13 protein-coding genes are annotated in these 19,468 nt (G+C 73.9%); 4 read left to right on the top strand and 9 right to left on the bottom strand.

Annotation, left to right across the window (positions count from 1 at the left end):
- Positions 1-35: 35 nt before the first annotated feature.
- From ACFW01_RS07770 to ACFW01_RS07755, 4 genes are read right to left on the bottom strand one after another with little or no spacing between them, the layout of a single operon-like run.
- A complete protein-coding gene (locus ACFW01_RS07770) occupies positions 36-2,012 on the bottom strand; it encodes a beta-galactosidase (protein WP_384502622.1) in 1,977 nt (658 codons plus the stop codon).
- Entirely contained in the window at positions 2,012-2,959 is a 948-nt protein-coding gene (locus tag ACFW01_RS07765; RefSeq protein WP_234960118.1) for a carbohydrate ABC transporter permease, read from the bottom strand. The genes ACFW01_RS07770 and ACFW01_RS07765 overlap by 1 nt, the downstream gene beginning before the upstream one ends.
- On the bottom strand, positions 2,956-3,990 hold the full coding sequence (locus ACFW01_RS07760; protein ID WP_234960119.1) for an ABC transporter permease subunit: 1,035 nt from the start codon (positions 3,988-3,990) through the stop codon (positions 2,956-2,958). Before ACFW01_RS07760 ends, ACFW01_RS07765 begins: the two co-directional genes overlap by 4 nt.
- Before the next feature lie 26 nt (positions 3,991-4,016).
- Complete coding sequence (locus tag ACFW01_RS07755) at positions 4,017-5,702, bottom strand: extracellular solute-binding protein (RefSeq protein ID WP_234960120.1); 1,686 nt, start codon at positions 5,700-5,702, stop codon at positions 4,017-4,019.
- 311 nt (positions 5,703-6,013) lie between these two features.
- Between ACFW01_RS07755 and ACFW01_RS07750 the strand changes: the two genes are divergently transcribed.
- Positions 6,014-8,872, top strand: coding sequence for a glycoside hydrolase family 3 C-terminal domain-containing protein (locus ACFW01_RS07750; RefSeq protein WP_384502621.1), 2,859 nt, complete (start codon positions 6,014-6,016; stop codon positions 8,870-8,872).
- Here ACFW01_RS07750 and ACFW01_RS07745 read toward each other — a convergent pair.
- The gene (locus ACFW01_RS07745; protein WP_384502620.1) at positions 8,837-9,532 is read right to left on the bottom strand and encodes a response regulator; all 696 of its coding nucleotides are present in this window, start codon (positions 9,530-9,532) and stop codon (positions 8,837-8,839) included. The genes ACFW01_RS07750 and ACFW01_RS07745 overlap by 36 nt on opposite strands.
- 44 nt (positions 9,533-9,576) lie before the next feature.
- Positions 9,577-10,794 (bottom strand): sensor histidine kinase, encoded by a 1,218-nt coding sequence (locus tag ACFW01_RS07740; RefSeq protein WP_384502619.1) that lies wholly within the window; start codon positions 10,792-10,794, stop codon positions 9,577-9,579.
- 143 nt (positions 10,795-10,937) lie between these two features.
- Between ACFW01_RS07740 and ACFW01_RS07735 the strand changes: the two genes are divergently transcribed.
- The 3 genes from ACFW01_RS07735 to ACFW01_RS07725 all read left to right on the top strand — a co-directional run bounded on the left by ACFW01_RS07735 (position 10,938) and on the right by ACFW01_RS07725 (position 13,784).
- On the top strand, positions 10,938-12,080 hold the full coding sequence (locus ACFW01_RS07735) for a hypothetical protein (protein ID WP_234960124.1): 1,143 nt from the start codon (positions 10,938-10,940) through the stop codon (positions 12,078-12,080).
- Complete coding sequence (locus ACFW01_RS07730) at positions 12,077-13,264, top strand: glycosyltransferase family 4 protein (protein WP_384502618.1); 1,188 nt, start codon at positions 12,077-12,079, stop codon at positions 13,262-13,264. Before ACFW01_RS07735 ends, ACFW01_RS07730 begins: the two co-directional genes overlap by 4 nt.
- Before the next feature lie 106 nt (positions 13,265-13,370).
- On the top strand, positions 13,371-13,784 hold the full coding sequence (locus ACFW01_RS07725) for a cytidine deaminase (RefSeq protein ID WP_234960126.1): 414 nt from the start codon (positions 13,371-13,373) through the stop codon (positions 13,782-13,784).
- Between the two features lie 73 nt (positions 13,785-13,857).
- On the opposite strand, the gene ACFW01_RS07720 is transcribed toward ACFW01_RS07725, so the two are convergent.
- The 3 genes from ACFW01_RS07720 to ACFW01_RS07710 all read right to left on the bottom strand — a co-directional run bounded on the left by ACFW01_RS07720 (position 13,858) and on the right by ACFW01_RS07710 (position 19,459).
- Positions 13,858-15,303 carry an aldehyde dehydrogenase family protein gene (locus tag ACFW01_RS07720; RefSeq protein ID WP_384502617.1) on the bottom strand — a complete coding sequence of 482 codons (1,446 nt, stop codon included), beginning with the start codon at positions 15,301-15,303 and terminating at the stop codon, positions 13,858-13,860.
- A gap of 258 nt (positions 15,304-15,561) precedes the next feature.
- Entirely contained in the window at positions 15,562-17,196 is a 1,635-nt protein-coding gene (locus tag ACFW01_RS07715) for a PucR family transcriptional regulator (RefSeq protein ID WP_384502616.1), read from the bottom strand.
- 124 nt (positions 17,197-17,320) lie between these two features.
- Positions 17,321-19,459: an ATP-binding protein gene (locus ACFW01_RS07710; RefSeq protein WP_384502615.1), complete on the bottom strand. Its 2,139-nt coding sequence runs from the start codon at positions 19,457-19,459 to the stop codon at positions 17,321-17,323.
- Positions 19,460-19,468 lie beyond the last annotated feature (9 nt).

Genomic DNA, 19,468 nt, shown 5'->3' with positions numbered 1-19,468 from the left:
TTCCATGGGTGGGGGGCCGTGCCCGGGCGTCGTGCTCATGAGGCGGGCTCGGTGAGGACGGCCGCGCCGTGGCGGCCGAGGGTGACGCGGTCGGTGACGGTGGCGTCGGTCAGCAGGTCGCGGTGGGTGCCGGGGACGGCGACGGTGACGGGGTCGCGGCCGTGGTGGAGGAGGAAGAGCAGGCCGCCGCGGCGCACCGCCTCGACGTCGGCCGGGAGCCCGTCGAGCACGGGGCGGACGCCGGCGTCGGCGGCGATCCGGGCGAGCAGGTCGCGCAGGGCGTCCGGTTCGGGGAGGGTCGAGAGGTACCAGGCGCCGCCCTTGCGCAGGACGGCCGGATGTCCGTCCAGCTCGCCGCCCTGATACGGGATCACCTCGTCGGCGGTGGCGTCCGGTTCGATCTCCTCCGACCACAGGACGCCCCGGAAGCCGTCGCAGCCGGCGCGCTCGTCCTCCTCCAGGGGCCACCACTCGTGCAGGGTGCGGATGCCGAACAGCTCGCGCAGCCGGGCGTCCATGCCGCCGGGCCTGATCCGGTCGTCCTGGTCGGCGACGCCGGTGAGGAAACCGCAGACGAGGGTGGAGCCGCGGCGGACGTGGGCGAGGAGGTTGTCGACCGCGGTGTCGGTGAGCGCGTACAGCTGGGGGACGAGGACCACCTTGTACGGGGTCAGGTCGTGGTCGGGGTGGGCGAAGTCGGCGGTGAGGTGGGCCCGCCACAGCGCGCGGTGCCAGGCGCGCAGGACGTCGGCGTGGTCGACGCGGGCGGAGGGGCGGGCCTCCTGGTCGGCGGCCCACCAGGAGTGCCAGTCGTGCAGGACGGCGATGTCGGCGGTGACGCGGGTGCCGGCGGCGTGCGGGCCGAGCTTCGCGAGGTCGGCGCCGAGCCGCACGACCTCCTCGTACGTGCGGCCACCCGGGCCCGCGTGGGAGACCATCCCGGAGTGGAACTTCTCGGCGCCCTGCCTCGACTGGCGCCACTGGAAGTAGCAGACGGCGTCCGCGCCCCGGGCGACGGCCTGCAAGGACCACAGGCGGTTCAGGCCGCGGGGCTTGGGGTGGTTCACACCGCGCCAGTTGACCGCTCCGGCCGCCTGTTCCATGAGCATCCACGGGCCACGTGCCTGGGAACGGGTCAGGTCCTGGACGAGGGCGCCCTCCTGCGCGCCGTACGGGTCGCGCGGGTCGGGGTAGAGGTCGACGGAGACGACGTCCTCCTCCTCGGCCCAGCGCCAGGCGTCCTGGCCGGACCAGAGCGGCATGAAGTTGGTGGTGACCGGGAGGTGCGGGGTGTGGCGGCGGACGATGTCGCGCTCGGCGGCGAAGCACTCCAGGAGCATGTCGGAGGTGAACCGCCGGAAGTCCAGGACCTGCGCGGGGTTCCTCAGGTAGTGGGTGCGGCGGGGCGGCATGACCTCGGCCCAGTCGCCGTAGCCCTGGCTCCAGAAGGCGGTGCCCCAGGCGGTGTTGAGGGCGTCGAGAGTGGTGTACCGGTCCTGGAGCCAGCGGCGGAACCGGGTGGCGGCCTCGTCGCCGTGGTCATGGGTGCAGTACTCGTTGTTGATGTGCCACATGGCGAGCGCGGGATGGCTCGCGTACCGCGCGGCCAGGGCCTCGGTGATGGCGGCGGCGTGCCGTCGGTAGGTGGCGCTGGAGTGCGAGAAGTGCTGCCGGCCGCCCCACCACTCGGTGCGGCCGTCCGCGTCACGGGGCAGGGTGTCGGGGTGCAGGTGGCCCAGCCAGGGCGGGGGTGAGGCGGTGGGGGTGGCGAGGACGACGCCGACGCCGCCCTCGTGCAGCAGGTCCATGACCCGGTCCAGCCAGGCGAAGTCGTGCACGCCGGGCCGGGGTTCGAGCCGCGCCCAGGAGAAGACGCCGACGGTGACGGTGTTGACGCCGGCGGCCCTCATCAGGCGGACGTCCTCGGGCCAGGTCTCCTCCGGCCACTGCTCGGGGTTGTAGTCGCCGCCGAAGAGGATGCGGTGCCGGGTCACGTCCGCGAGGTCCGGCATCAGCCCTTCACCGCCCCTGTGAGCATGCCCTTCCTGAAGTGGCGCTGGACGAACGGGGACAGGACGGCGACCGGCAGCAGGGCCATGACCATCACGGCCATCTGCACGGCGAGGCCGGAGAGTTCACCGGTCTTGATGGCCTGGCCGAGACCGACCGGCGCCTCCTGCTTCTGGACCAGCTGGATCATGACGTTCTGGAGGGGCAGCATGTCCTGGTCGTTCAGGTACAGGGAGGCGTTGAACCAGGCGCTCCAGTAGCCGACCGCGTAGAACAGCGTGATCACCGCGACGACCGCGCGGGACAGCGGCAGCACGATCCGCCACAGGATGCGCAGGTCGCCCGCGCCGTCGATGCGGGCGCTGTCGATCAGCTCCGGGGAGATGCCCATGAAGAAGCCGCGCAGCACCAGGATGTTGAAGACGCTGATGGCGCTGGGCAGGATCAGGGCGAGGTAGCTGTCCATCAGGCCGAGGGACTGCACCAGCAGGTAGGTGGGGATGAGGCCGGCGCTGAAGAACATCGTGGCCAGCAGCAGCATGAGGATCCAGCGGTGGCCGAGGGAGCCGCTGCGGGAGAGTCCGTAGGCGCACAGCACGGACACCGCCATGGAGAACAGGGTGCCGGCGAGCGTGACGCCGACGCTGACCATCGCCGCGCGGGTGACCTGGCCGCCGCTGAGCAGTTCCTGGTACGCGACGAAGGTGACGTCCTTGGGGATCATCACCAGGCCGCCGGCCTCGTCGATGGCCGCGCGCGAGGAGAGGCTGGTGACCACGACGATCCACAGCGGGAACAGGATGCCGAGGCAGGCCAGGGCGAGGACCAGGCCCTTGCCGGCCACCCCGGCCGGACTGGGCTTCTCCTCCCACGCGGGCCGGGGCGGGGCGGCCCACCGACCGGGTCCTCGTACGGGACGCCCGGCGGGCTTGTCGATGACGGCGGTCACTTTTTGTACACCCCCTGCTCGCCCATGAGATGGGCCACCTTGTTCGCGGCCAGGACCAGGCCGAGGCTGATGACGCCCTTGATCAGGCCGGCTGCGGCGGCGTAGCCGAAGTCCTGGTTGCGCACGCCGTTCCACCACACGAAGGTGTCCAGGACCTCGGCGGCGCCGGGTCCGACGGCGTCGCGTTGCAGCAGGATCTGCTCGAATCCGACGGTGAGGGCGTCACCGACCCGCAGCACCAGCAGCAGCGCGATGACCGGGCGCAGCGCGGGCAGCGTGACGTGCCACATGCGGCGCCACCGGCTCGCGCCGTCCATCGCCGCGGCCTCGTAGAGGTCGGGGCTGACGGATGCCAGCGCGGCGAGGAAGACGATGATCCCCCAGCCGGCGTCCTTCCACACGCTCTCCGCGGTGAGCAGGAAGGGGAAGGTGCCCGGGTCCGTCATGACCGACAGGCCGTCGTGCCCGTGCTCCCGCAGGAGCTGCGAGAAGATCCCGGCCCCGCCGAAGAGTTGCTGGAAGACGGCGACGACCAGCACCCAGGAGAAGAAGTGCGGCAGGTACAGAATGGCCTGCGCGACGGCCCGCACCCGCGGTCTGACCACGCTGTTGATGAGCAGCGCGAGCGCGATGGGGATGGGGAAGAACAGCACCAGCTGGAGGATGAAGAGCACCAGCGTGTTCTGTACGGCGTTCCAGAAGGCCGAGTCCGCGAAGATGCGCTGGAAGTTGTCCAGCCCCACCCAGGGGCTGTTCATGATGGAGACGATGCCGTTGTCGCTGATGTACGGGTCGTACTCCTGGAAGGCGACGACGTTGCCGAGGATCGGCACGTAGTTGAAGAGCAGCACCAGCAGGATGGCCGGCAGTGTCATCAGCAGCAGGACGCGGTCGCGTCTGAACCGCAGCCGCGGGCTCAGCTTGCCCGCAGGCGGTTTCCTCCTGCCCCGCCCGGTGGCGTCGCCGGACGCCACCGGGGTCTTCGTCTCTTCGGCCTCGGCCCTGCTCCGAGGCACCGTGCTGTGCGACACGGCCTGACTCCTTGCCTCGGTGCCGGTCAGCTCGCGGCCGAACCGTTCTCGTCGAGCAGCTTCTTGTACCAGTCGCGCAGCTCGTCGCCGCCCTTGCCGCGCCAGTCGGAGACGGCCCGCTGCACGTCGCTGATCTTCTTGCGGCCGCGGACGACGTCGTCCTCCAGCTGCTCGAAGTCGTTGGCGAGGTTGGTGTAGCGGGCGGGCTCGACGACCTGCATGCCGTAGAAGGCGGACTTCTTGGTGAAGGCGCCCATCCGCTGCTGCCACTCGACCTGCCCCTTGCCGACCTCGGGGAAGTCGGGGCGGGCGATGGTGGGGGCGGGGCTCGCCACCATCACGTAGGCGTTCATGACCTCGACGTTGCCCTGTTCGGTCTTGGTGGGGACGCCGTCCTCGACGGTGTAGTGGGTGCCCTCGACGCCGTAGTTGGTGGTCATGTACTCCCTGGTGCCGTACGGCGCGGCGGTGACGTTGGCCATGGCCAGCACGTCGCGGACCACCGACTCGGACGCCTTCTTGTTGACGAAGGCGAAGATGGTGGCCGGGTTCATGGCCCACAGCACGGGGTCGCCGCCGTCGTGGCCGAAGATGTCCATGCCCCAGATCTCGAAGTCGGGGTTCTGGGTGGCCTGCTCGGCGGTGCGGCTCCACCACTGCGACATGTCCTGGTTGTAGATCAGGAACTCGCCGGCCGCGAACTTCGGCCCGGGGTCGGCCGCGCTGCTCTTGCCGAGGTCGGCGTCGGGGTGGGTGACACCGGCGGCGAAGAGCTTGCGGGTCCACTCCAGCGCCTCGAGGTACTCGTCGGTCTCCACGCGGTTGACGAGCTTGCCGTCGATCTCGTGCCAGCCGAGCGCCTTCTCGTTGCCGGAGAGCACCCCGAAGGCGTTGAAGGCGGTCCACTTCATGTCCAGGCAGGCCCAGCGCTTGGCCTTCGCGCTGGTGGCGTCCTTGGCCAGCGCCATGAACTCGTCGCAGGAGCGCGGGACCTCGTAGCCCTCCTTCTCGAAGACGTCCCGCCGGTACAGGGGCACGATGCCGGTCACGTAGGAGGAGGGCATCGGCAGGCCGCGGAGCCTGCCGCCGAAGATGGAGCGCCGCCAGGCGTCGGTCGGGATCGCGGCGAGGTTCGGGTACTCCTTGACCGCGTCGCCGGAGAGGTGGGGGCCGAGGTCGGCGAACTTGCCGATGATGGCGCTGGGGATCCTGCCGGTCATGTTCCAGCCGGGCACGACCACCACGTCGGGCACCTCGCTGGAGGCGAGGACCGCGCCGAGCTTCTGGTCGTAGGTGTTGCCGTCCTGGTTCTGCCAGGCCACGTCGACACCGATGAGGTCGTTCATCGCCCGGTAGTAGGCGTTGCCCCCCTTGGGCGGTGACCCCCAGAACGGGGACATGACGGTGACCCGGCCGCCCTTGCCGAGCTTCTCGGGCACCGAGGTCTTCAGGTCCGCGAGGTCGAGTTTCCCGGTGAAGCCGACCGCGGAGCCGTTCTTGCTGGGGATGTCGGGGGTGACCACGCCGGCCGCCACGTACGCCGGCAGCAGCTTGTCGGCGGCCTTGCCCGACGTGGTGCCCTCGCGCGAGCCTCCGTCGGATCCCCCGCAGGCGGTAAGCAGCGGCACCCCTCCGGCCACCGCTGCGGTGGCGACCGCCGTGGAGGCGAGGAAACTTCTCCGGCTGGGACCGGAGGCGGCGTTCGGCGTCATTTGCGTCAACCCTTCGTGGCGCACCGGGACACGCGGCGGTGGCCGTCGGCTGCGATGTGGGGAGGCTTAGTCGAAGCGCTTCGATGTTGCTGCGAGGTTAAGTGAACCCCTGGGGGCACACAAGAGCCGTTCCCAGAATTCCTCCGGGGTGGGCGCAGGGACGGATCGACCGAACCTGCTTATGTGAAACACGGGTTGTGACGAGAAGTCGAAGGTGGGACGCTCAAGCGCCTTGACACCCACCCTTGCCGCAAATCAGCATCGAAGCGCTTCGAATGCGCCTGGCCGATCCATCGCAAGGGGAACCCCACGTGACCGCATCCATGCCGCCCGCGCCACCCTTCCGTGATCCGCGTCTGCCGTTCGCGAAGCGCGTCGACGACCTGATGTCGCGGCTCACGCCGGACGAGAAGACCCGGTTCCTGCACCAGTTCGCCCCCGCCGTCGAACGGCTCGGCATCGCCGCCTTCCGCACCGGGCAGGAGGCGCTGCACGGCGTGGCCTGGATGGGCCCGGCGACCGTGTTCCCCCAGGCCGTGGGGCTGGGCGCGACCTGGAACGAGGACCTTCTGCGCCGGGTCGGCGAGGCGGTGTCCAAGGAGGCCCGGGCGATGCGCGCCCGCGACGACCGGGTCGGCCTCAACGTCTGGTCGCCGACCGTGAACCTGCTCCGCCACCCCCTGTGGGGCCGCAACGAGGAGGGCTACTCCGAGGACCCGCGGCTCACCTCCGCCCTCGCCACCGCCTACACCCGGGGCCTGCGCGGCGGACATCCGGTGTACTGGCGTACGGCGCCGGTCCTCAAGCACTGGCTCGCGCACAACAACGAGCGGGACCGGGACACCACCTCGTCGTCCGTGCGCCCGCGCGTCCTGCACGAGTACGACCTGCGGGCCTTCCGCGCGACCGTCGAGGCGGGCGCGGTCGCCGGGGTGATGCCGGCCTACAACCTCGTCAACGGCCGCCCCAACCACGTCTCCCCCCACCTCACCGGGCACCTGCGCACCTGGACGGAGGACGACCTGCTGGTCTGCTCGGACGCGGGCGCGCCCTCCAACCTGGTCGACTCCGAGCACTACTTCGCCACCCACGAGGAGGCGACGGCCGCAGCGCTCCGGGCCGGCGTGGACAGCTTCACCGACCACGGCACGGACCCCTCGACGACCCTCGCGCGCGTCCGGGGCGCCCTCGACCGGGGCCTGCTGACCGAGGCCGACGTGGACGCGGCCGTGCGCCGCCAGCTGTCGGTCCGCTTCCGGCTCGGCGAGTTCGACCCGGAGCACGACCCGCACGCCGTCACGGCGGACACCGCCGCGGAGTTCGACACGCCGGAGCACCGGGCGCTGGCGCTGGAGGCGGCCGAGCAGGCGGTGGTCCTGCTGCGGAACGACGGCGTCCTGCCGCTGGCCCCCGACACCCGCGTCGCCGTCGTCGGGCTGCTCGCCGACGAGTGCAAGCTCGACTGGTACAGCGGCACGCTCATCCACCGCTCCACTCCGCTGGAGGGCCTGTACGAGCGGTTCGGCGCCGACCGGGTGAGCTTCGCGGAGGGCGTGGACCGGGTCCGGCTGCGCACCGCGGACGGGGCCCACCTGCACGTGCTCCCGGCCGACGGCTCCGACGGCGGGGCGCACGGCGTCGAGGGCGCCCTCGACCCGGCCCTGCTGGCCGGCCGCACCGACATGCCGCCGCTCACCACGGACGCCGTCGGCACCGAGTTCGCGCTGACCGACTGGGGCGAGGGGGTCCTCACCCTGCGCGCCCCCGACGGCCGCTACCTGTCGGTCGCCGGGGACGGCCGCCTGCGCGCCTCCGCCGACCAGCCCGGCGGCTGGGTCGTGCAGGAGACGTTCCGTCTCGAACCGCATGGGAACGGTCACCTCCTGAGGCACCTGGGAACGGGTCGTCACGTCCGGGTCGCCGCCGACGGCGTGAAGGTTGCCGCCCCGGACGAGGACGCCGCCGAGGTCTTCGGCCTGGTCGTGACCGAACGCGGCGAGGACGCGGTGGCGCGGGCGGCGGCCGAGGCGGACGTGGTCGTGGTGGTCGCGGGCAACGACCCGCACATCAACGGCCGGGAGACCGAGGACCGTACGACGCTGCGGCTGCCCGCCCACCAGGAGCGGCTGCTGCGCGCGGCCCGCGCCGCCGGTGCGGCCACCGTGCTGGCGCTGGTGTCCGCCTACCCGTACGCGGTGGACACGGAGGGGCTCGGGGCGGTGCTGTGGACCGCCCACGGCGGACAGGCGGCCGGCACCGCGCTGGCGCGGGTCCTCGCCGGGGACGTCTCACCGGGCGGGCGGCTCCCGCAGACCTGGTACGCGGACGACGCCGACCTGCCCGATCCGCTCGACTACGACGTGATCGGCGGCCGTCAGACCTACCTCTACTTCGAGGGCACGCCGCTGTTCCCGTTCGGGCACGGCCTGTCCTACGCGTCCTTCGGCTACGGCGACCTGGCCGCGCGGGTGGCGGACGGGCACGTGTCGGTGTCCTTCAACGTCACCAACACCGGGGACGTCACCGCCGACGAGGTGGCCCAGCTCTACGTCCGGGCCGGGTGCGGGTCGGTCCCGCGTCCGCGCCGGGAACTGCTGGCGCACCGCCGGTCGGGCCTCGCTCCGGGTGAGACGGCCCGGGTCTCCTTCGACGTGCCGCTGTCCGCCTTCGCGTTCTGGGACGTCGCGCACGGCCGGTGGCGGCTGGAGCCGGGGCCGTACGCGCTGCTGGTGGGGTCCTCCAGCGAGGACGTGCGCCTGGAGACGACCGTCGTCCTGGACGGAGAGCCGGCCGCTCCCCGCCCGGTACGCGAACGCGGCCTGGCGGCCGCCGACTTCGACGAGCAGAGCGGCACGGAGATCGTGGACCGGACGAAGGCGGCGGGCGACGCGGTGGCGCCGGTGGCGAACCGGCCGGGCGAACTGCTGTACCGGGACTGCGACTTCGGGTCCGGTGTCACCGGGGTGACGGTGTCGGTGGCGGGCGGGGGCACGGTCGAGATCGCCCTCGACGGGGGGCCGCCGTTGGCGGTGCTGTCGCCGGACGCGCCGACACCGGGGCCGTACGACTACGTGGACCTCGACGGCGCGTTCACCGCCGGGGGCGTCCACGACGTCCGCGTCAGGCTGCGCGGCTCACTGCGGCTCGCACACGTCGGCTTCTCCGGCTGAGGGCGCCCCGCCCGCCCGGACCAGGCCCAGTTCGTAGGCCACGATCACGGCCTGGGCCCGGTCCCGCAGTTCCAGCTTCGCGAACACCCGGTTGATGTGGGTCTTCACGGTGTGGTCGGTGATGGTGAGGCGGCCGGCGATCTCCGCGTTGGACAGGCCCCTGGCGATCAGGGTCAGCACCTCCGTCTCCCGGACGGTGAGGTCGCCGGCCGCGTGGACGGGCAGCCTGGACCCGCGCGCGTGGACGAACTCGGCGATCAGCCGCTTGGTGATGCCGGGCGAGAGCAGGGCCTCACCGGCCGCCACCACCCGGACGGCGTGCAGCAGTTCGGGGAAGGTCGCGTCCTTGAGGAGGAAGCCGCCCGCCCCGGCGGCCAGGGCGTCGTACACGTACTCGTCGAGACCGAAGGTCGTCAGCATCAGGACCTTCGTCGCGCCGCCCGAGGCGGCCAGGATCTCGCGGGCCGCCTCGATGCCGTCGCGGTGCGGCATGCGGATGTCGAGGAGGGCGAGATCGGGCCGGGTCTCGGCGGCCACCCGGACCGCCTGCACACCGTCCGCCGCCTCGCCGACGACCTCGATGTCGTCCTGGGTGCCCAGGAGGTTCACGAAGCCGGTGCGGACGACCGCCTGGTCGTCGGCGACCAGTGCCCTGATCACACCCGTACCCCTCTCTCCCTCCGGCGGCTCTCCTGTCAGTGGGTTCACCCGCTCCCCCACGGCAGCTCCGCCTCCACCAGGAACCCGCCGTCCGGGCCCGCTCCGGCGCTGAGCCGCCCGCCGACCAGCGCCGCCCGCTCCCGCATCCCGGTCAGGCCGTGCCCCGCGCCGGGAACGGAGCCGGCGCCGCGGCCGGGGCCGTCGTCGCGGACGCGGAGGGTGAGGAGCCGGCCGGCGCCGTAGTCGACCTCCACCACGGTACGGGCACCGGGCGCGTGCTTGCGCGCGTTGGTCAGCGCCTCCTGGGTGATCCGGTAGGCGGACAGCTCCCACGCGGCGGGCAGCGGCACCCGCTCCCCCGTGATCCGCAGCTCGGCCACACCGCCCACCGCCCGGTGCTGCTCGACCAGTTCGGCGAGGTGGTCGAGGGTCGGCTGCGGTGCGGTGCGGGCGGGCTGCGGAGCGGTGCGGGCGACGTCGCCCTGAGGGGTGCGCAACACGCCGAGCAGGCGGCGCAGTTCGGCCATCGAGGAGCGGGCGGTGGCGGCGATCTGCTGGAAGCCGTCGCGGGCCTCGGGGGTGAGTCCGGGGGTGGTGTAGGTGGCGCTCTCGGCCTGGACGGCGATCATCGACACCGAGTGCGAGACGATGTCGTGCAGTTCACGGGCGATGGCGGCCCGTTCGGCCTCGGCGGCCTGCTGCCGCTCCATCGCGATCACGCGGGCCTGGGCCAGGTGCCGTTCGGTGCGGGTCTCCTCGCGGGAGCGCACCGCGTCACCCATCATGACGGCGCCGAAGACCACCACGGTCAGCAGGAACGACTCGGCGAACAGGCTCAGCGAGCCCTTCTCCCACAGCGCCGGGACCGGCAGCTCCATCCGCGACCAGGTGTTGATGTGCACCAGGTTCACGCAGAGGGCGCCGAGCGCGCCGCCCGCGACGGTCAGCGCCGGGTGCAGCACCCGGCGCCGGCCGAGGCAGTAGCAGCCGGTCAGTCCGCTCACCATGATCGAGACGTACAGGTTGATGTCGCCGGCGAAGCCGAGGAGCCCCGCGGCGAGGGTGAGCACGGCGATCGGCGGGAAGGAGCGCCGCCACATCAGCGAGGCGGCCGAGACGAGCACTCCGATGGTGGTCGTCACGCCCGCGGGGATGACGATCAGCTCGGCGACCGCTCCTGCGGTCACGATGCCACCGGTGACCCAGGGGTAGGCGGGTGCGGCGATCCAGTCGCGGACCCGCCGCTGCAGCGGCGAACTCATACGGCCCATGATCCCGGCCGGGGCGGGACCGCGCGTCACCGCTCGGGTGGAGTCCGGCGGCGGATGTCGTACCACGGGTTGAGTCCCGGGTGCGGAGCCTCGGTTGACGCCGTACGAGCTGCGCGTTCGTAGCGTCGACGGACATGGGGAAGAGTCTTGGACAGCGGGCGGCGGCGTACTCGCCGGCGCGACTGGAGCGCGGGGTCTGGGCCGGGTGCGCGGTGGTCGCGCCGGGCTTCGCGCTCGCCTCGGACGTGGCAACGCACCGGATGTGGGGGTGGACGGCGGGGGCCGGGTACGCGCTCGCGGCGCTGCTGTCGTCCGGTTCCCGGCAGCGCCGCACCGCCCGGGCCGTGGCCGTGCTGGGGGCCGTACTGGTGCCCCTCGCCGGTCTGGTGGCGGCGGGGCTCGCGCAGTCGGAGGTCACCGTCGTCGAACGGTCGGGGCGGCTGCTGCTGACGGCCGGCAGCCCGTACGTCTCCGCCCCCGTGACCGTCGGCGACTTCAACCCCTATCTGCCGGGGATGGCGCTCTTCGGGGTGCTGCCCGGGGACGCCCGCTGGTGGCTGGGCGGCGCGTTCGTCGCCTGCCTGGCCGCCGTCGGCCTGGGCCGCGCCCGGCTGCTGGCCTGCCCGTTGGTGGCGCTGCCCTGCGCGGTGGGCGGGGTCGATCTGCCGGTGGTGGGGCTGATGTGCCTCGGCGTCGCGCTGGCCGGGCGGGGGCGGGCGGGCCGGGCCGGTCTGGCGCTCGGGGCCGCCGCCGCGCTCAAGTGGACGGCCTGGCCCGCCCTGCCGGTGGCGCTCGCGCTCGTCGCCGTGGGCCGGGGCGGGCGGTCCGCGCTGCGGTGCGCCGCCGTGGGGCTGGGCACCGCGACGGCGGCGGTACTGCCCTTCGCGCTCGCCGATCCCGCCGGCTTCCACCGCAACGTCGTCGCCTTCCCGCTCGGCCTCACCGCCGTCGCCTCCCCCGCCGGGAGCCCGCTGCCCGGACACCTGCTCGCGGTGTACGTCCCCGGCGGCACGGTGATCGCCCTGGCGCTCCTCGCGGCGGGGGCGCTGCTGATCGGCGTCTCGCTCGGGCTGCGGCCGCCGGGGACGGTGCGGGCGGCGGCCGCGCGGCTCGCGCTCGGGCTGGGCCTGGCGACGGCCCTGATGCCGGCGACGCGCTTCGGCTACCTGGTGTATCCGCTGGTCCTCGGCGCGCTGGCGCTGCGCACACCGCCGCGCGTGATCCCCGTCGTCGCCGTCCGGAAGCCCGCCCCCACCGGAGAGAAGGCCCCCGCATGACACGCGACGCCCGTGGCGGAACCCGCCCCCGCACGCTGATCGTCACCAACGACTTCCCGCCCCGGCAGGGCGGCATCGAGACCTTCGTCCGGCAACTGGCCGACCGCTTCCCGCCCGACGAGGTGGTCGTCCTCACCTCGGCGGCGGACCCGGCGCGGGACGGCGGTCCCTTCCCGTACCCGGTGATCCGCCACCCGGCCCGCACCCTGCTGCCCACGCCCCGCGTCACCGCGCACGCCGTGTCCGTGGCCCGGCGCCACGGCTGCGACCGGGTGTGGTTCGGCGCGGCGGCGCCCCTCGGCCTGATGGCGGACCGGCTCAGGCGTACGGCGGGGATCCGCACCGCCGTCGCCACCACCCACGGCCACGAGGTGTGGTGGGCCCGCACCCCCGGCACCCGGGGCCTGCTGCGCCGCATCGGCAGGCGGGTGGACACGGTGACCTGGCTGGGCGAGAGCACCCGCGGGCCCGTCGAGGCGGCCCTCGCGCCCGGGACCCGCACCGCCCGCCTGGCCCCCGGCGTGGACACCGACGCCTTCCACCCCGCGGTGGACGGCGGGCCGGTCAGGACCCGGTACGGCCTGGGGCACCGTCCAGTGATCCTGTGCACGGCCAGGATGGTCCCGCGCAAGGGACAGGACACGCTGATCAGGGCACTGCCCTGGGTCCGCGGGGCGATCCCGGACGCCGTACTGCTCCTGGTGGGCGACGGCCCGTACGCGCCGGAACTGCGCCGACTGGCCCTGCGCGAGGGCGTGCTGGACGCCGTCGTGCTGGCCGGCGGGCACCCCCACCACGCGCTCCCGCCGTTCTACGCCGCCGCCGACGTGTTCGCGATGCCGTGCCGTACCCGCCGGGGCGGCCTGGAGGTGGAGGGTCTGGGCATCGTGTACCTGGAGGCCGCCGCGTCCGGACTCCCGGTCGTGGCGGGCGACTCGGGCGGCGCGCCGGACGCCGTGCGCGACGGCCGGACGGGGCATGTCGTCGACGGGCGCTCGGTGGCCGCGACGGCGGACCGGCTGATCAGGCTGTTGCGCAACCCCGCCGAGGCCCGCGCGATGGGCGGCAGGGGCCGCGCGTGGGTGCGGGCCGAATGGACCTGGGAGCACGCCCACGCGACGCTGCTCGACCTGCTCGGCGTCGAAGCCGCCGCGCGGCCGGGGCCGTTGCCGCGCCGACGTTGACCCGGTGGCCGCGCACCGCCGTACCGGTGGCCGCGCATCGCCGTATCCGCTTGCGCGGGCGCGGGGTCCGGGGCACCGTCGGCGGACACCGAAGAAGGCGAGAAGGATGACCACGCAGACCCACCCCGTCGACCACGAACTCGTCGAGGCCGCGGCCGACGTCGCCCGCACCCGCTGCCACGGCGACAACCACACCGTGGCGGCCGCCGCCCGCGCCCGGGACGGCAGGATCGTCACGGCGGTCAACGCCTACCACTTCACCGGCGGCCCCTGCGCCGAGCTGGTCGTCATCGGCGCGGCCGCCGCCCAGGGCGCCTACGAGCTGGAGACGATCGTCGCCGTCGGCGACCGGGAGCGGGGCGTCGTCCCGCCGTGCGGGCGGTGCCGCCAAGCGCTGCTCGACTACTTCCCCGCGCTCCGGGTGATCGTCGGCGGCGGCGACCGTCTGCGGGCCGTCCCCGTCGCCGAGTTGCTGCCCGAGACGTACGTGTGGGCCGACCACCAGCTCGACGCCGGATAGGACGGGGCCCACACGCACCGGCGGCCCGAACCCCCGCACAGTGGGTTCGGGCCGCCGGTCTTCCCGGGGTGCCTCAGAGAGCGAGGTCCGTCAGGACCAGCACGCGCTCGTAGGTGTAGTCGTCCATCGCGAACCGGACGCCCTCGCGGCCCACGCCGGACTGCTTGGCGCCGCCGTACGGCATCTGGTCGGCCCGGTAGGAGGGGACGTCGCCGATGACGACACCGCCGACCTCCAGGGCCCGGTGGGCGCGGAAGGCGGTCTGCAGGTCGTGGGTGAACACGCCCGCCTGGAGGCCGTACTTGGAGTCGTTGACCGCGGCGAACGCCTCGGCCTCGCCGTCGACCTTCTGCACGCTGAGCACGGGGCCGAAGACCTCCTCGCGGGCGAGGGTGACGTCGTCCGGCAGGCCGGTGAGCACGGTCGGCGCGTACGTGGCGCCGTCCCGCTTGCCGCCGGTGTGCAGCGTGGCGCCCGCGTCGACGGCCTCCCGCACCCACGCCTCGACGCGCTCGGCGGCGGCCTCGCTGACCAGCGGGCCGACGTCCGTGGCGTCGTCGTTCGGGTCGCCGGTCACCTGGGCCTCGACGGCGGCGACGATCCGCGGCAGCAGGCGGTCGTAGACGGCGGCGTCGGCGATCACGCGCTGCACCGAGATGCAGGACTGGCCGCCCTGGTAGTTGGAGAAGGTCGCGATGCGCTGCGCGGCCCGGTCCAGGTCGGCGTCGCTCGCCCAGTCGCCGAGGACCACGGCCGCGCCGTTGCCGCCCAGCTCCAGGGTGCAGTGCTTGCGCGGCACCGAGTCCATGATCGCGTAGCCGACGGTCTCGGAACCGGTGAAGGAGATGACCGGCAGCCGCTCGTCCTGGACGAGGGCCGGCATCTTGTCGTTGGGCACCGGGAGGATGCTCCAGGAACCGGCCGGCAGCTCCGTCTCGGCCAGCAGCTCACCGAGGATCAGGCCGGAGAGGGGGGTGGCCGGGGCCGGCTTCAGGATGATCGGCGCGCCGGCGGCGATCGCGGGGGCGATCTTGTGAGCGCACAGGTTCAGCGGGAAGTTGAACGGCGCGATGCCCAGGACGACGCCCTTCGGGAAGCGGCGGGTCAGCGCGAGCCGCCCCTGACCGCCCGCGTCGGTGTCCAGGCGCTGGGCCTCGCCGCCGTTGAAGCGGCGGGCCTCCTCGGCCGCGAAGCGGAAGACGGAGACCGCGCGGCCGACCTCGCCGCGGGCCCACTTGACCGGCTTGCCGTTCTCGGCGGAGATCAGGCGGGCGATCTCCTCGGTGCGCTCGGCCAGCCGTCGGCTGACGTGGTCCAGCGCGGCGGCGCGGACGTGGGCGGGGGTGGCGGCGAACTCGTCCCGTACGGCGTACGCGGCGGCCACGGCCTCCTCGACCTGGGCATCGGTCGGCACGCTCACCGCGCCGACCCGGCTGCCGTCCCAGGGGGACGTGACGTCGAAGGCGGCCTCGCCGGTGGCCTGGCGGCCGGCGAGCCAGAAGGCGTGGGTGGAAGTCATGTGGCGTCCGGGCCCTTCCGCGTTGGGGGTGTGTACGGGGTGTACGGGGGTTGCGGGTCCACGGTAGGGCGGGGGGCGGTGGGGGGCGTTTGTCCGGAGTGTAGTGGTGAGGGTGAGCGGTTCGACGTGGCGGCCAGGTGGGGTGCGGGAGGGAGAGATTTCGCCCCCGCCGCCCCTTCCCGTCCCGACCTCGGGGGCTGCCGCCCCCCAGACCCCCGCTTCGGCCTGGACGGCCTCGTCCTCAAACGCCGGACGGGCTTATTCGGCCGACGTCGCCTTCAAAGCCAGCCACAGCTCCATCCGTACGTCCGGGTCGTCCAGGGACCGGCCGAGGATCTCCTCCACGCGTCGCATCCGGTAGCGCAGCGTGTGGCGGTGGACGCCGAGGTCGGCGGCGGCCGCGTCCCACTGGCCGTGGCGGGAGAGCCACGCGCGCAGGGACGCCACCAGGTCGCCCCGGCCGGTCGCGTCGTGGTCGCGCAGCGCCCGGAGCAGGCCGTCGGCGAAGGCGCGCACCGCGTCGTCCGCGAGCAGCGGCAGCACCGACCCGGCCGCCAGGTGTTCGTGCTCCACGCAGACGCGTCCACGCCGGCGGGCCACCGACAGCGCCTGCTCGGCCTGCTTGTAGGCGGCGGACGCGGCGATGGGCCCGGACGGCGCCGACAGGCCGACGGTCAGGCCGTCCTCGTCGCCGCCTTTCGGATCGGGCGCCGGGCGGCCGGTCTCCAGCGCCGACGCGTACTCGACGCAGGCGGCGACGGCCGCGCCCCCGTCCGTGGCGAGCATCACCAGCCGCTCGCCCTCGGGGACGGCCAGCACCGCCTCCCCGGCACGCGCCGCCGCGGACTCCACGACCTCGGCGAGCGCGCCCAGCCGGTCGCCACCGGTGCCCGCGGCGGACCCGCGCCCGTGCGCCCGCGCGGCGGACGCCGGCACCGACTCGGCGACGATGATCCGGAAGGGCGCGTCCAGCAGACCGCCGTACAGGTCCCCGGCGACGGTCCGCGCGTGGTCCGGTTCGCCGGCCAGCAGCATGCGCAGCACGGCCTCGTCGATGCGCAGTCCGGCCTCGTACAGGGAGCGCGAGCGTTCCGTGGTGAGCGTCAGCAGGGCGACGGCCGAGTGCACGGCGTACCGCTCGGCGGTGCCGAGGGCGGCGGCGGTGCCGACGGCGAGGGCGGAGCGGGGCCTGCGCGAGGTGCCGAGGGAGTGCAGTTCGACCCGGTCGGCGTTCTCCGGGTGCTCGGGGTCCTCGGCCCCGCCGACCACGGCGGAGGCGGGCGCGGGCCGCTCCCGCAGCCGCCGTACGTCGGCGGTGAGCCGGCCGGCCCTGCGCCCGGCCCACTCCGGAGCGGTGGCGACGACGGCGCCCGAGGCGTCGTAGAGCGCCGCCCATCCGTCGACCTGGGAGGCGAGCGCGGCCAGCAGCCCCTCCGGGCCGTCGGTCAGCGCCCGCCTGGTCAGCTCCCGCTGGGCGGCGAAGCCCGCGGTGACCGCCCGGTACTGGTCGGCGGCGATCGCGGCGGACACGGCCTTGCTGATGGCGAGGAAGGGCGTGCGGCGGGGCACCTCCAGGAGCGGCAGGCCCTCCTGCCGGGCCGCGTCGACCAGTGCCCCGGGGATCTCGTCGTAGTTGACGCCGACGGCGAACCCGAGGCCGACCACTCCGGCGTCCGCCAGCCGCTTCACGTACCGGTGCATCGCCGCGGGGTCCTCGGCGTCCAGCTTGAGGGCGGTGATCAGCAGCAGCTCCCCGCCCTCCATGTAGGGCACGGGGTCGGCGAGTTCGCTGACGTGGGCCCAGCGCACCGGGGTGTCCAGACGGTCCTCGCCCGCGCGCACGGTCAGTTTGAGCGCCGAGTGGTGGACGAGCGAGGCGAGCGTGGGGCGCATGGGGTCCTGGGCCTTCGGATCCGTGTCAGTGGTGTGAGATGGCTGTGATCTTTTGGCCGCCACGTATGAACGACCTGTGTCGATTCTGCCTCACTGTACGGTCCCGGGCGCCCGGCCCGGACGGTCACCCCCGCAGATCCACCAGCAGCGGCGGCGCGTGCTCGCCCTTGACGGTGGTCAGCGACAGCACCGCGTGCCCGGCCGGCACGGCGTGCGCCAGCTCGGACGCCGACCAGCGCTCACGCTCGACCTGCCGGACGGTGACCGCACGCGCGGTGGGCGCCTTCCCGGTGATCACCCGGCGCAGCATGTGCGCGGCCTTGCCCGCCGGGGTCTCGGCGATGATCTGCCGGTCGGTGACGTCGCGGGCCTCGGTCCACTCCTTGCCCCAGACCTCGGCGAAGTCCTGCCCGTCCCAGGGGGTGAGCCCGGACAGGGCCATGCGGCAGCCGATGGCCCCGAGCAGCGGTCCGCGCAGGGGTCGCGGTACGTCGTCCAGGGTGCGCAGGGTCAGCACGGCCCCGGCGCCCGCCGAGCGCAGCCGCTGCACGCCCCGTACCGCCTCCGGCGTCACCACGCCGCTCGCGTCGTCCAGCACCAGGCAGGCGAAGAGCGACCGGTCCTCCCGTACCGAGACACTCGCCGTGAACTGGGCGAGGACCAGCCGGGCCAGCATCCGGGAGGCGTCGGCGTGACCGCGTTCCGGCAGGTCGATGCGGACCCGGACCGGGTGGTCGAGGGACTTGAGGGAGAAGGGCCGGGACTGCCCCGAGGTGTCGAAGAAGGGCGCGAAGGCCGGCCGGTCGAGGAGCGCCACGCGGTCGGCCAGCACACCGCCGACGTCCCCGGGGTGGCCCATCTGCCGCTCGCGCGCGTCCAGCTCGCGCAACAGGGACTCCTGCCCGGCCGCCCGCAGGCCCTGCCGCAGTTCGGCCAGCGGTCCGGGCGCCCCGTCGAGCAGCTGCCGCAGCTCCGGTACGCCGGGGAAGCGGCCGTGCACCGCGCGGAAGGGGCCGAGCAGCTGGGCGAGGACGGTGGTGGAGCGGCGGGTGTCGCTGCCCGGATGCGGGTCGGCGAGGTCGCCGACCAGGGCTTCGGCGAGCACGACCGCGGCCTCGTCCGGGTCGGTGGTGCCGCCGTACAGGTCGAGGTCGTACACCGAGTCCGGGTGGCCGATCCGTACGACGACGTCGTAGGCGTCGGCGGGACCGAGGTCCGCGCCCGCGGCGCCGACCACGACGACCGCGGCCCGCCCGGCGAGCGCGTGCAGGCACAGCGACTCGGTGAGCGGCCGGACCACGCTGCCGGTCTTGCCGGAGCCCGCCGGGCCGACGGCCAGCAGGGAGGTGCCGAGCAGGTCGGGGCCGAGGGCGAGACCGGCGCCGCGGTAGGCGTAGGGGTTGCGGGCGTCGTCGGCGGCGGTGCCGATCCGCACCTGTCCGGTGACCAGGTCGTGCCGGGCCCGCCGGGCGGGCAGGTCGCGGTCGCCCGAGGGGTGCGGGCAGGCGCCGGCGCCCGCGCCGAGCACGGCGCCGGTGAAGGTGGCCAGGCTGTGCCGGCCGCGCTGCACGCCCTGCCAGGCCCGTGCGATGCGGGCGTGGTCGACGTCCCGCATCAGCCCCTGGCGCGCTTCGGTGGCGAGGCGCTCGGCGGCCTCGACGGCACCGGCGGCGCGGAGCGCGGGCCAGGCGGCGGGGTCCTCCTCGGGCGGTGACGCCTCCTCGGCCTGCGGCGCGGCCACTCGGCGGGCAGCCGGAACGACGTAGCGACTCCAGATCTCCGACCAGCGACCCAGCCGCCCGACCCCAATCATGATCATGACGGCGATCAGGCCGTAGTAGAGGTTCGAGGTAATGGCACCCATGACCTCCTCGCTCCCAGCCTCGGGTTGGGTCCACGATTCGGGGGTGACGGCGTAGTAGGGCCACATCCAGAAGCCGCCCAGGTAGCCGTTCCACAGCAGGGACCAGATCAGCCAGCCCACCAGGAAGGCGATCACCGCCCCGCTCACCAGCTGCCGTCCCGGCACCCGCTCGGGCTCCTCCGCCGGTCGCGGCCGGTGTCCGAACCGCCACACGCCGGGCAGCGCCTCCGGCCGCGGGGTGCGCAGCCAGGACAGGAAGGCGGAGCCCTCGGGCAGCGGCGGCACCCCCGGCGCCCTTGAGGGCCGCGGCGGCACCCCGGGCACCTCGGGAGGCCCCGCCGGACGCGGCACAGGATTCGCATGCGTACCCCGCGCGTCCCGGTTCCCGTCGCTGTCCATCGCCCTTGC

The sequence above is a fragment of the Streptomyces sp. NPDC058985 genome (assembly GCF_042740985.1).
In the GTDB taxonomy this organism is placed as follows: domain Bacteria; phylum Actinomycetota; class Actinomycetes; order Streptomycetales; family Streptomycetaceae; genus Streptomyces.
Note: the sequence above shows the minus strand (reverse complement) of the source record. Positions and strands in the feature narration are given on the sequence as shown.

What these genes read in the sequence shown, in the direction of transcription:
- ACFW01_RS07770 (WP_384502622.1), bottom strand. Translation starts at nt 2,012, where the DNA reads ATGCCGGACCTCGCGGACGTGACCCGGCACCGCATCCTCTTCGGCGGC.
- ACFW01_RS07755 (WP_234960120.1), bottom strand. Translation starts at nt 5,702, where the DNA reads ATGACGCCGAACGCCGCCTCCGGTCCCAGCCGGAGAAGTTTCCTCGCC.
- ACFW01_RS07740 (WP_384502619.1), bottom strand. Translation starts at nt 10,794, where the DNA reads ATGAGTTCGCCGCTGCAGCGGCGGGTCCGCGACTGGATCGCCGCACCC.
- ACFW01_RS07735 (WP_234960124.1), top strand. Translation starts at nt 10,938, where the DNA reads ATGGGGAAGAGTCTTGGACAGCGGGCGGCGGCGTACTCGCCGGCGCGA.
- ACFW01_RS07730 (WP_384502618.1), top strand. Translation starts at nt 12,077, where the DNA reads ATGACACGCGACGCCCGTGGCGGAACCCGCCCCCGCACGCTGATCGTC.
- ACFW01_RS07725 (WP_234960126.1), top strand. Translation starts at nt 13,371, where the DNA reads ATGACCACGCAGACCCACCCCGTCGACCACGAACTCGTCGAGGCCGCG.
- ACFW01_RS07720 (WP_384502617.1), bottom strand. Translation starts at nt 15,303, where the DNA reads ATGACTTCCACCCACGCCTTCTGGCTCGCCGGCCGCCAGGCCACCGGC.
- ACFW01_RS07715 (WP_384502616.1), bottom strand. Translation starts at nt 17,196, where the DNA reads ATGCGCCCCACGCTCGCCTCGCTCGTCCACCACTCGGCGCTCAAACTG.
- ACFW01_RS07710 (WP_384502615.1), bottom strand. Translation starts at nt 19,459, where the DNA reads ATGGACAGCGACGGGAACCGGGACGCGCGGGGTACGCATGCGAATCCT.